The following is a 10804-nucleotide window of genomic DNA, read 5'->3' as shown; positions in this document are numbered from 1 at the left end:
CCCGCCGCGACTAAGCGAACTGGAGGTCGCGGCGGCGCACCCCGGCGTATCCCGCGGCCGCGACCGCCGCGGCCAGCACGGTGAGCACCGCGAACGGAACCCAGTCCATGTCGTCGAGCGGATACTCGGCGAGGTGCTCGAAGGGCGAAAGCCGCTTCGCCCACTCGGGGAGGCCCTCGATGAGCGCGCCGAAGTAGCCGACGACGAACACGTAGAGCCACAGCAGCCACCGCAGCACGCCCGCTCGAGGCAGCCAGCCCAGCAGCGCGAAGCCCAGCGCGATCATGAGCCACACGGCCGGCAGGTAGTTCACCTGAGCCAGCAACAGCCTGCCGAAGGCGCCGGACTCGCCCAAAGAGCTCGCTCCGGCCGCCGCCAACGCCAGGCCGCCGACCAGGACGCCGACGGTGCCGTTGACCATCGCGGCCACGAAGTAGGAGCCGGGCCACGCGGACCGGGGGACGGGCGCGGCGACCAGCAGCTCCCCGCGCCCCCCGGTTTCCTCTTTGCGGGCGCGGCCGATGACCAGCAGCGCGAAGATCAAGGCGAAGAAGGCTTGGACCTGGGTGGCGGTCACCGCGAACGAGTCCGTGGGCTCCGCTTCGCTGCCGCGGGTCATCACCTCGCGCTGCGCTTCCGACAGGCTGTCGAGCAACTGGTCGGCACTGCCCGTGATCGATCCGTACATCAACCCCAGCACCAGCATGCTGAACACGGCGGTCACGAGCATGCCGCGCGTCAGGTGGAACGTCAGCGCCGTCGCCGAACGCAGTCCCCGCCTGGCGGTGGCCGGACCGGGACGGGCCGGCAGCATCCCGGCCCCGAAGTCGCGCCGCGCGACCAGGCCGAAGGCCAGCCACACCAGCGCCGCCGAGACCAGCACGGAGACGGCGAGCGGCCACCACCGCTGGTCGGGCGTGTAGACGTAGGTGAGCTCGGGCCAGCCGATCGGAGAGAGCCAGGCCACCCAGTTCTCCTGCGCGTAGCCCGCGCCGGCGGTCAGGAAGGCGAAGCCGAGCACGGCGAAGGCCAGTCCGTTGGTCGAGGAGCCGTACCCGGCCAGCTGCGCGCACACCGCCGTGATCGCGGCGAACGTGACGCCGGTGGCGGTGAAGGCCAAACCGTAGAGGACCGCATCGAGCGGATCGGTGTCCTCGAGCGGGAGCACCGACAGCGTGATGAGGGCGCCGAGCGCGACGGCGGCGATCAAGGACAGCAGCAGCGCCGCCGCCATGTCGGCGCGGCGGCCGACCGGCAGCGAGCGGACCACCTCCGAGCGCGAGGTCTCCTCGTCGGCGCGGGTGAGCCGCGTGATCAAGAGGATGAACATGACGCCGGTGACCGCCAGGGACCACATGAGCATCTGGTGGGCGAACATCGGCCCGACCGAGTCGGCGTAGGCGGCGATGTACTCCGTCGGCCCGCTCAGGAACCGCATCGCGGGCGAGTCGAGCAGCGTCGCGGCCTCGGCGCGGGCGGCCGCGTCGGGATACAGCTCCGGCAGTGAGACGGTCATCAGCGCGCTGAAGGCGAACATGCCTCCGAGCCAGGCGATGAGGTAGACACGGGTGCGGCGGGCGTGGAAGCGCAGCAGCTTGCCGGTGCCGGCGAGCGTGCCGAGGCTTCCCTCCCGCGGCTTCGCGGGTGCAGCGGTGGCCATGGCTATGCTCCGTTGCCGTTGTCGACGCCTTTGGAGGCCAGCTCGTCCCCGTAGTAGCGCAGGAACAGCTCCTCCAGCGACGGCGGCTCGCAGGTGAGGCTCGTGATCCCGGCGACGGCCAGTTGCGCCAGCACGTCGTCGAGGGCCGTGCCGTCGACTTGGAATCGCACGTCGAGCCCGTCGACCTCGAGATGGTGGACCCCGTCGTGGTCGTCGAGGCCGCGGACGGGCTGCTTCAGGGTCGCGTGGACCTGGGAGCGGGTGAAGTGTCGCATCTCCGCGAGCGTGCCGGTCTCGACGACCACGCCCTTGCGGATGATGCTGACCCGCTCGCACAGGGCCTCGACCTCGCTCATGACGTGGCTGGACAGCAGCACGGTCTTGCCTTCGGCGGCGACCTCGCGGACGACCTCGTTGAACACGGCGGCCATGAGGGGGTCGAGTCCTGAGGTGGGCTCGTCGAGCAGCAGCAGCGGCACGTCGGCGGCGAAGGCGGCCACGAGGGCGACCTTCTGCCGGTTGCCCTTGGAGTAGGACCGGCCCTTCTTGCGCGGGTCGAGGTCGAACCGCTCGAGCAGCTCGTCGCGTTTGCGCCGGTCGATGCCGCCGCGCAGGCGGCCGAGGACGTCGATCGTCTCCCCGCCGGTGAGGCCCGGCCAGAGCGCGACGTCGCCGGGGACGTAGGCGAGTTTCCGGTGGAGTTCGGCGGCGTCGTTCCAGGGGTCGGCGCCGAAGAGTCGGGCGGTGCCGCCGTCCGCTCTGAGCATCCCGAGGAGGATGCGGATGGTGGTGGACTTGCCGGCCCCGTTCGGGCCGAGGAATCCGTGGGTCTGGCCCTCGGACACTTTGAGGTCGAGCCCGTCGAGCGCGGTGACGTGACCGAAGCGCTTGACCAGGTTCTCGGTGTGGATGACAGCGGTCATCGCCACAGAGTATCACAACTTTCATAAATTTGTGAAATGTAAGATGATCGGCTATACCATGGAGGCGGCCGACGAGGGGGATCGATGACCGAACGCAGCGGTGACACGGGAAAACTGCTCGACTACGTGGAGCGTTTCGCCGACATCCTGACCGACAGCGGCATGCAGCGCATGTCCGCGCGCGTGTTCGCCTACGTCCTGGTCGACGATGCCGACACCTACACCGCCGCCGAGATCGCCGAAGGCATCGGGATCAGTCTCGCCGCCGTCTCCGGGGCCGTCCGGGACCTCACCACCGCGGGTCTGCTCCTCAAGGGCCGCCGCGCCTCCACCCGCGCCGACATCTACCGGCTCAACGACGAGGACATCTGGGGTTCGGTCATGCTCGACCGGGGCCCGATCCTCAACCGTTACCTTGAAGTCGCCCTCGAAGGCGTGCGGACCCTCCCCGAGGGCGCCGGACGCGACCGGATCCGGCAGACCGCCGACTTCATGGAGTTCGTCAAGGTCGAGATGGCCGCGATGCGCGAGCGCTGGACCGAGCACCGGGCGCGTCTGAGCGAGGCGAGAGGGCGCGGCGAAGCGTAGCCTCGCCCGAAGGGGTGGACATCGTCCGATCTACCATTTGACGTCCTCCCCGGCTTGAAGGCCGGGGATTCCTACCACCCGCAAGGTTGCGGGTCTCGGTGGGTTCCTGCTTCGGCCCGCTGTGCCTGGTTTCCCAGGTCTTACCGGCGGTCCACAGGCGTTTTACCTGTCCGCCCGCCCGGCGGCCAGGATATTCCTCGCGGCGTTGACGTCCCGGTCATGACACGTCCCGCACGCGGCGCAGGTCCATTCGCGGACGTTGAGCGGTTTGAGGCCGTCCCCCACACCGCAGGCTGAGCAGGTCTGGCTCGACGGGAGCCACCGGTCGACTTTCGCGAAGTCGCGTCCGTGGAGGGCGGCTTTGTATTCGAGCATGTGCACGAACGCCGACCATCCGGCATCGTGCACGCTCTTGGCCAGCCGGCCCCTAGCGAGACCGCACACCGCGAGGTCTTCGACGTACACCGCTTGGCTGTCGCGGATGATCTGCGTCGATACCTGGTGGTGCCAGTCGCGCCGGGCATCGGCGACCTTGGCGTGCTGCCGAGCGAGTTTCGCTCGGGCCTTGGCCCGGTTCTTGCTTCCTTTCTCCTTGCGCGCAAGCGCACGCTGGAGGCGTTTGAGTTTGCGTTCGGCTCCTCGCAGGAAGCGCGGGTTGTCGATCTTCTTACCGGAACTGGTGACCGCGAACGCGCTCAGCCCCAGGTCGATACCGGTCTCGATGCCGTTCTCAGGCAGCGGCTCGGGGGCGGTCTCGACGACGAACGACAAGAAGTACCGTCCGGCGGAATCCTTGACCACGGTCACGCTCGAGGGCGCGGCCGGAAGCTCACGCGACCAGGCCACCTTCACCTCGCCGATCTTCGCCAGGTACACCCGGCCGTTGCCGCGCAAGGCGAAGGCGTTGGTGTTCAGACGGATCGACTGCCGGGAGTCCTTGCGGGACCGGCACCGGGGCGAAGCGACCTTCGGCCCCTTCCGCCTACCGTTCACCGAGTCGAAGAACGCCTTATATGCGGCATCCAGGTCCCGCAAAGACTGCTGAAGGACTACGGCCGACACCTCGCTCAGCCAGGAGCGCTCCGGGGTGCGCTTGGCGGCGGTGATGTACCGCTTGGACAACACTGCCGAGGACACGTACGGCTCCCCGGCCGCGTGCGCTTCCTTCCGAGCGCGAAGGCAGTCGTTCCACACCACCCGAGCACACCCGAACGCACGAGCCAACGCCCGCCGCCGACCCCCATCCGGGAAGGCACGAAAGTTGTAACGCAACTGCACGAGCCATATTCTACGTTTTGCCCCATTGGAGCGGATCACAGGCCTCCGCGTAGCAGGCATGTGGTTTCGGCCATATTTGTACACTTGGCCTTCGTGACCAGGCGCCGGCGCGCCCCTGTCGAACATCTGCCAGTACATCGAACCGCAGCAACGCCCCGCATAGCGGTGGGGCGTTTCATCCCCGCCCAGAAGGACGGGCTTTTACGCCAGCGTCCGGTAAAGGTATGCTGCTGACTTGAGTGCCCTACGGATATGCTCACGTAGCTGACGAACCCTGGAGGAAGCCGACGTGGCCGACGACACCAGCCGCTCCGACACGACCGCCGGCAAAGGTCGTCCCACGCCCAAGCGCGGAGAGGGCCGGGCGGACCGCAACCCCTTCAAGAAGCTGGGCCGCTTCCTGCGCGAGGTCGTCGAGCAGCTCCGCAAGGTCGTCTATCCCACCAGGCGCCAGCTGATCGTCTACAGCATCGTGGTGCTCATCTTCGTCGGCATCATGATGGCCTACATCGGCGGCCTCGACCTGCTCTTCGGCGACCTGGTCCGCCGGGCCTTCGGCGCCGACGCCTGAACTTTCCCGACGTGACCTGCGCCTGTTCCGAGGTGCCCGGCTCCCGCTCGGCGGCACGGCGGTTACCCTAGGGGTATAAACACGCGCCGGTTCCGCCGGCGCGTGACTGTTAAGGAGCCACGGCGACGCCAGTGACGCCGTGAGTTCGCGGAAGTTCACCGCAGTCAAAGAAAGCAATGTGGTTCCCCGCGACCGCGGGGACGAGCCGGAATGAGAGCTAAGCGTGTCTGAGTTCGACGAAGCCTTGAAGATCGACGCCGAGGCGCAGGCTGCGGCGGCCAAGGACGCGAACGCCGCCGAGGAGGCCGCCCTCGAGGCCGAGGAAGCCGAGGCCGCCGACGCCGAGCCCGAGGTCGACCCGGCCGAGGCGCTGCGCGCGAAGCTGCGCTTCGCCCCCGGCGAGTGGTACGTGCTGCACTCCTACGCCGGCTTCGAGAACCGGGTGCGCTCGAACCTCGAGAACCGGATCCAGTCCTTCGACATGGAGGACTACATCTACCAGATCGAAGTCCCCACCCACACCGAAGTCGAGATCAAGAACGGCAAGCGGTCGAAGGTGGAGGCCAAGGTCTTCCCGAGCTACGTGCTCGTCCGCATGGAGATGACGCCCGAGTCCTACTCGGTCGTGCGCAACACCCCGGGCGTGACCGGATTCGTCGGCGTGGTCGACCGCACCGACCGGCCCAGCCCGCTCCCGCTCGACGAGGTCATCCAGTGGCTGCTGCCGCCGGAGCACAAGCCCGAGACCGAGGCGACCGCCGAAGAGTCCGCCGCCGAGCCCGAGATCAAGGTCGACTACGCCGAGGGCGAGTCGGTCACCGTCGTCGACGGCGCCTTCGCCTCGATGCCGGCCACGATCGCCGAGATCAACGCCGAGCAGCAGAAGCTCAAGGTGCTGGTCTCCATCTTCGGCCGCGAGACCCCGGTCGAGCTGAACTTCAACCAGGTCTCCAAACTCTGACGTCCGAGCCGCACGTCGGCTCGGTCATAGCTCACACACCTCGCCTGAGGTGTGCGCTTCTCCGACGAGTACCCTGGAGAGGCTGCGTGCCTGCATGCGGCAGGTGCGCCATGCACCCAGCGGGGCGATCCGCCCCGTGACAGCCAGTCGCAGCGAAGCTTGCGAGCTGCAGATCAGCCCAGGAAGAGAAGGACACGATGGCTCCCAACAAGAAGGCCGTTGTGACGTTCAAGCTGGAACTCGCGGGTGGCCAGGCCACTCCGGCTCCGCCGGTGGGTCCCGCCCTCGGCCAGCACGGCGTCAACATCATGGAGTTCTGCAAGGCCTACAACGCGGCCACGGAGAACCAGCGCGGCGAAATCGTCCCGGCCGAGATCACGGTCTACGAGGACCGCTCGTTCACGTTCGCCCTCAAGACCCCGCCGGCAGCGAAGCTGCTGCTCAAGGCCGCCGGTGTCAACAAGGGCTCGGGCGAGCCGCACCGCGACAAGGTCGGCAAGGTGACCCAGGACCAGGTCCGGGAGATCGCCGAGAAGAAGATGCCCGACCTGAACGCCAACGACCTCGACGCCGCCGCGAAGATCGTCGCCGGCACCGCCCGCTCCATGGGCATCACCGTCGAATAATCCGACCCTGTGGAAGGGCGAGCGCTCGTCCTCACCACGACATCCGAAGGATGGAACATGAAGCGCAGCAAGAAGTACAACGACCTCGCGATGAAGGTCGACCGCTCGCGGCTGTACGCGCCGCTTGAGGCCGTCGAACTCGCCAAGGAGACCTCGCCGACCAAGTTCGACGCCACCGTCGAGGTGGCGCTGCGGCTCGGTGTCGACCCGCGCCAGGCGGACCAGCTGGTCCGCGGCACCGTCTCCCTGCCGAACGGCACCGGCAAGACCGTCCGCGTCATCGCCTTCGCCGAGGGCGACAAGGCCGAGGCCGCGGTGGCCGCCGGCGCCGACGAGGTCGGCTCCGACGACCTCGTCAAGCGGATCTCCGACGGCTGGCTCGACTTCGACGCCGCCGTCGCCACGCCCGACCAGATGGCCAAGATCGGCCGGATCGCGCGGATCCTGGGCCCGCGCGGCCTGATGCCGAACCCGAAGACGGGCACGGTGACGCCGGACGTCGCCAAGGCGGTCACCGAGATCAAGGGCGGGAAGATCTCCTTCCGCGTCGACAAGCACGCCAACCTGCACCTCTTGATCGGCAAGACCAGCTTCTCGGCCGACCAGCTCGCGGAGAACTACGCGGCCGCGGTCGAGGAGATCCAGCGGCTCAAGCCCTCCAGCTCCAAGGGCCTCTACATCAAGAAGGTCACCCTGACCACCACCATGGGCCCGGGCATCCCGGTCGACCCGCAGGCGGTCAAGGCCGCCAAGTAGCGAACCGAGTGTGACCTGGCCCCGGCGCAGCCTCCTGCGCCGGGGCTTTCCCGTTCCCACTGCTAAGCTTGATTCGTTTTCCACAACCCGAAGACCGTCGGCCACCGCCTTGCGCGGTTGTAAACCACCCGGGGCCAACGCAGGGCGACTCGAAACGACCATGGTGTCGGCCAGCTTTCTTGGTTGACCTCCGGTCAAGTGCTGAGGCGTCCGCGAGGACGCCTTTTTTGTCGCCTCCGTGACGGTTGAGGATTGATCAGCCGAGAAAGGAGGGAAACATGGCTGAAAGGGAAGAATACCCGGCGGACAAGCAGGCCGCCATCGCCGAGCTGACCGACAGGTTCTCGAGCGCGTCGGCCGCCGTGCTCACCGAGTACCGCGGCCTCTCGGTCGACGAACTGGGGGAGCTCCGGCGTTCCCTCGGCGAGGGGGCGCGTTACCGCGTCGCCAAGAACACCCTCGCCAAGCGCGCCGCGAACCAGGCGGGCCTGACCGAGCTGGACGACCTGTTCACCGGTCCCACCGCGATCACCTTCATCGAAGGCGACCCGGTGGAAGCCGCCAAGGGACTGCGCAACTTCGCCAAGCAGCACGAAGCCCTGGTGATCAAGGGCGGCGTCATGGAGGGCAAGCCCCTCAGCGTCGAAGAGATCACCAAGCTCGCCGACCTCGAGTCGCGCGAAGTGCTCCTCGCGAAGCTGGCCGGCGCGCTCAAGGCCAATGCGCAGAAGACCGCAGCCGTCCTCAACGCGCCCGTCTCCAAGATGGCGCGACTGGCCGCGGCCCTGCAGGACAAGAAAGCGGCCGGTGGGGAATAGCCCCCGGTTCAAGACTTAGAAAGGAAACACCATGGCCAAGCTGTCCACTGAAGAGCTGCTCGACACCTTCAAGGAGATGACCCTCCTTGAGATCTCGGAGTTCGTGAAGGCGTTCGAGGAAGAGTTCGACGTCACCGCCGCCGCTCCCGTGGCCGTCGCCGCGGCCGGCGCCGCCGCCGGCGGCGCCGGTGAGGAAGCCGCCGCTGAGAAGGACACCTTCGATGTCGTTCTCGAGTCGGCCGGCGACTCCAAGATCAAGGTCATCAAGGAAGTCCGCGGCATCACCTCCCTGGGCCTCAAGGAGGCCAAGGAGCTCGTCGAGGGCGCCCCGAAGGCTGTTCTCGAAGGTGCCAACAAGGACGACGCCGAGAAGGCCAAGGAGGCCCTCGAGGGCGCCGGCGCCACCGTCTCCCTGAAGTAGGAGACGCACTCAGCGACATATCGACGGGGCCTCCCAGCCCTGTACGGCCGGGGCCGTGACACCGGAAGGTGTCGCGGCCCCGGTTTCGTCGTGCCCGCCCCGGCCGCGGTTCCGGGGCCGGAATCCGGTGAATCCCCGCCCGCATTGCAACGCGGGCGCACCTCACGGCGTCTTCACATCGGAAACCAGGGAACGAGAGGAGACCGATGCGCATGTGGAGGCGGCGTGCCGCGCTCGGCGCCGCCGTCGTCGCGATCGCGACCGGCGCCTGCGCCCCGACCGAAACCGCCGGCGAAGCATCCCCCGAAGTCGACCCCGCGGCCGCGGCCGAACTGGTCGGACTGGTCCGGGACACCAGGCTGCTGGAGCTCGAACTCGGCAACGCCGAGAACCGGATCGTCCGCACCTGCCTCGAAGCGCGAGGCTTCACGGTGCACGACGCCTGGGAGCTCGCGGACGTCGACGTCGACGCCGCCGCACGCTCCGAGCGCTACCCCTACGAGACGTGGCTGCCCGACGCCGGGACCGCCGCCGAGACGGGCTTCGGCCTCTGGGCCGGAGCGCCCGAGGCGGCAGGCTCCGCCGAGGCGGCCGCCCACCTCGAACGCGTCCCCGGGCGGACGGACACGGTCGACAACTCGGCCTTCGAAGGCCTTTCCGAACAGCGGCGACGCGACTGGTACTTCGCTTACGCGGGCGAGGACTGGGCACGGGCGCACTACGCCGCCGCCTACCTCACCGAAGGCGGCCTCGCCGAACTGCACCGGTCCGGCGGCGCGCCCGCCCCGGCCGACGCCGAACCCGGCGGATGCCTGAGGGAGATGATCGAGTCCCTGTACGGCGAGACGCGCCTCACCGAGGAGGCGGCCCTCGGCGGGGCGGACGATCCGTGGAACTGGCGGCCCTCGGCGCCGGTCGAGGAATACGACCTCGACCGCCAGTCCGTGCTCCAGTCCTGGGACGACCGGCTGGCCGGCCCGCAGGCGGCGATGCTCGACTGCCTGGACGGCCGCGGCCACGCCGACTGGCGGTTCGACCGCGAAGGCGGCCTGCCCGTGCGGCGCTACTGGCAGCGCCTCTACGGCGGAGGAGTGGCCGAAGGGGACGGCCGGGCCGCCGTGCCCGAGCCGCCGGACGACCTACCGGGCGACTTCGAAGGCCGGCGCGCCGCGGAGATCGACATGGCCGTCGACTTCGCCGCGTGCGCCGACGCCTCCGGTTACCGCGAAGCGGCCCGCGCCGCCTGGGACGTCCTCCTCTACGAGCACTACAGCTCCGTGGAGTCGCAGTTGCGCGACTGGCGGGAGGCGGTGATCGAGTCGCTCGACCGCGCCCGCGGCATCGTCGTCACTTAGGCCGCATCGGTGTCGAAAAAACTTCCGAGTCCGCGTCACCTTTCCGGCGCGGGCTCGTTGTATTCGGTGAGGCGGTCGGATCGCGCGCACAAGCTGACTCGGCGTCGCGAGCGACCGCCGCGGGCGCGATGCCGGGCGGACCTCGGTCCCGACCGGGAACCACGGAACCGTCCGGCGTGCGGCACTCGAGGCGCCGTAACCGAAATGGCGACGCAGCGGCGTCACGCGCCGCACGCCGGATTCCCGCCCGGCCGCACCTGGCGGACGAAGGCGGACCGAGCCGCGGAGGGGACGGCTCGGTCCGCTCGGCGCCCGCGACGTTTAGCGCCGCCGCCGACGGATACCCATGGCCCGACCCAGCGTGTGGGGCCCGGCCGTTTCGAGGGCGACGGCGAGCGGTTCCCCCGCCCGGAACCCCGGGCGGCTCGGGGCGGGGCGGCCCGCCGCATTCTCAGGCGCCGCCCGACCTCGACGGCGCTGGGGTCTACACGCCTCGCCTTGGGCGCGGCTGCGAAGGATCGCACCGCGACGCCGCAGACGCTCGACTTGACGAAGTGTGACTTGATCCTGCAAACTAGTGACTCAAGCGCCACAACGTGGCGCGGGCAACGTTCGCGTTCGAGGCGAACCAGCCCGCCCCCGGCGCTGGCAGGTCCGCGGCCCTCGAGGCCGGGAGGGATACGACCCTGAGTTGGGAGGGGCTTCGGCAGCCGGAGAGATCGTCGTCACCACTCACCCCGCTGACCCGGCGGGGAGTTGACAGTTGCTGAAGCCTACACTAAGCTATTAATTTGCGCTGCCTCCTTCACGCTCTTTTTTGACGCGGTGAGGGGCGTGGACGGTGGGG

11 protein-coding genes are annotated in these 10804 nt (G+C 68.8%); 8 read left to right on the top strand and 3 right to left on the bottom strand.

Annotated features, from left to right (window positions below):
- Positions 1 to 10: 10 nt before the first annotated feature.
- Positions 11 to 1660 (bottom strand): ABC transporter permease, encoded by a 1650-nt coding sequence (locus ACYVL2_RS00435; protein WP_460539039.1) that lies wholly within the window; start codon positions 1658 to 1660, stop codon positions 11 to 13.
- 2 nt (positions 1661 to 1662) lie between these two features.
- Positions 1663 to 2583, bottom strand: coding sequence for an ABC transporter ATP-binding protein (locus ACYVL2_RS00430; protein WP_460539037.1), 921 nt, complete (start codon positions 2581 to 2583; stop codon positions 1663 to 1665).
- 84 nt (positions 2584 to 2667) lie between these two features.
- Here ACYVL2_RS00430 and ACYVL2_RS00425 point away from each other — a divergent pair, with 84 nt between their 5' ends.
- Entirely contained in the window at positions 2668 to 3171 is a 504-nt protein-coding gene (locus ACYVL2_RS00425; protein ID WP_460539035.1) for a GbsR/MarR family transcriptional regulator, read from the top strand.
- A 162-nt stretch (positions 3172 to 3333) separates the two neighbouring features.
- Here the strand turns inward: ACYVL2_RS00425 and ACYVL2_RS00420 are convergent, their stop codons facing one another.
- A complete protein-coding gene (locus ACYVL2_RS00420) occupies positions 3334 to 4509 on the bottom strand; it encodes an RNA-guided endonuclease InsQ/TnpB family protein (RefSeq protein ID WP_460539585.1) in 1176 nt (391 codons plus the stop codon).
- A 229-nt stretch (positions 4510 to 4738) separates the two neighbouring features.
- Here ACYVL2_RS00420 and secE point away from each other — a divergent pair, with 229 nt between their 5' ends.
- From secE to ACYVL2_RS00385, 7 genes are all read left to right on the top strand, one after another.
- Positions 4739 to 5020: a preprotein translocase subunit SecE gene (secE, locus tag ACYVL2_RS00415; protein WP_460539033.1), complete on the top strand. Its 282-nt coding sequence runs from the start codon at positions 4739 to 4741 to the stop codon at positions 5018 to 5020.
- Positions 5021 to 5243: 223 nt separating this feature from the next.
- Entirely contained in the window at positions 5244 to 5981 is a 738-nt protein-coding gene (gene nusG, locus ACYVL2_RS00410; RefSeq protein ID WP_460539031.1) for a transcription termination/antitermination protein NusG, read from the top strand.
- Between the two features lie 197 nt (positions 5982 to 6178).
- Positions 6179 to 6607 carry a 50S ribosomal protein L11 gene (rplK, locus tag ACYVL2_RS00405; RefSeq protein ID WP_460539029.1) on the top strand — a complete coding sequence of 143 codons (429 nt, stop codon included), beginning with the start codon at positions 6179 to 6181 and terminating at the stop codon, positions 6605 to 6607.
- A 57-nt stretch (positions 6608 to 6664) separates the two neighbouring features.
- Positions 6665 to 7363, top strand: coding sequence for a 50S ribosomal protein L1 (rplA, locus tag ACYVL2_RS00400; RefSeq protein ID WP_460539027.1), 699 nt, complete (start codon positions 6665 to 6667; stop codon positions 7361 to 7363).
- 278 nt (positions 7364 to 7641) lie between these two features.
- Entirely contained in the window at positions 7642 to 8181 is a 540-nt protein-coding gene (gene rplJ / locus ACYVL2_RS00395) for a 50S ribosomal protein L10 (protein WP_460539025.1), read from the top strand.
- 31 nt (positions 8182 to 8212) lie between these two features.
- Positions 8213 to 8602, top strand: coding sequence for a ribosomal protein bL12 (rplL, locus tag ACYVL2_RS00390; RefSeq protein WP_460539023.1), 390 nt, complete (start codon positions 8213 to 8215; stop codon positions 8600 to 8602).
- Between the two features lie 206 nt (positions 8603 to 8808).
- The gene (locus tag ACYVL2_RS00385) at positions 8809 to 9957 is read left to right on the top strand and encodes a hypothetical protein (protein ID WP_460539021.1); all 1149 of its coding nucleotides are present in this window, start codon (positions 8809 to 8811) and stop codon (positions 9955 to 9957) included.
- Positions 9958 to 10804 lie beyond the last annotated feature (847 nt).

Source organism: Glycomyces halotolerans (assembly GCF_054779575.1).
This window is presented reverse-complemented; position numbering and strand designations above follow the sequence as displayed.

Coding starts and splice junctions, on each gene's coding strand:
- rplL (WP_460539023.1), top strand. CDS start 8,213: ATGGCCAAGCTGTCCACTGAAGAGCTGCTCGACACCTTCAAGGAGATG.
- rplK (WP_460539029.1), top strand. CDS start 6,179: ATGGCTCCCAACAAGAAGGCCGTTGTGACGTTCAAGCTGGAACTCGCG.
- ACYVL2_RS00385 (WP_460539021.1), top strand. CDS start 8,809: ATGCGCATGTGGAGGCGGCGTGCCGCGCTCGGCGCCGCCGTCGTCGCG.
- ACYVL2_RS00420 (WP_460539585.1), bottom strand. CDS start 4,509: ATGCCTGCTACGCGGAGGCCTGTGATCCGCTCCAATGGGGCAAAACGT.
- rplA (WP_460539027.1), top strand. CDS start 6,665: ATGAAGCGCAGCAAGAAGTACAACGACCTCGCGATGAAGGTCGACCGC.
- rplJ (WP_460539025.1), top strand. CDS start 7,642: ATGGCTGAAAGGGAAGAATACCCGGCGGACAAGCAGGCCGCCATCGCC.
- ACYVL2_RS00435 (WP_460539039.1), bottom strand. CDS start 1,660: ATGGCCACCGCTGCACCCGCGAAGCCGCGGGAGGGAAGCCTCGGCACG.
- ACYVL2_RS00425 (WP_460539035.1), top strand. CDS start 2,668: ATGACCGAACGCAGCGGTGACACGGGAAAACTGCTCGACTACGTGGAG.
- ACYVL2_RS00430 (WP_460539037.1), bottom strand. CDS start 2,583: ATGACCGCTGTCATCCACACCGAGAACCTGGTCAAGCGCTTCGGTCAC.